This window comes from Fructilactobacillus sp. X7R9C1 (assembly GCF_059901005.1).
This window is the reverse complement of sequence record NZ_JBWXVG010000053.1, coordinates 1-320: the sequence shown is the minus strand read 5'-3', so window position 1 is coordinate 320 and position 320 is coordinate 1. Positions and strand designations below refer to the sequence as shown.

1 protein-coding gene is annotated in these 320 nt (G+C 36.2%); it reads right to left on the bottom strand.

What is annotated here, in order from left to right:
- A partial coding sequence (locus AC6UD0_RS07395; protein WP_500708709.1) for a hypothetical protein occupies window positions 1-298 on the bottom strand: 298 nt, incomplete at its 3' end.
- Window positions 299-320 lie beyond the last annotated feature (22 nt).

Sequence of the window (320 nt, the reverse complement as noted above, 5' to 3'; positions counted from 1 at the left end):
TTTGTTGCATCGAGAAGCCTAGAGTGGTTTGCAGTTTAACAACTTTCTCTTCGGTGTTGTCACCGGATTCGTTTAAAACTGCTAACTTTTCTTGCATAATTTTGTTGTCTAAATCAACCGCATTTTTAGGTAAAGCCGCACTAACTGGCTCTCCCTTAATAAGAAAGAAGTCATCTAAATTATCAATGAAGCATGGTCCATATTGCTCGGGAACTTTAACCATTTCAGCTCCGTCAAAACTATCTTTTTGAGCTTTGGTAATAAGTCCAGATTCATCAATCGTAATGTAAAAATTCATGTTTAAGCCTCCTTTTTATAGT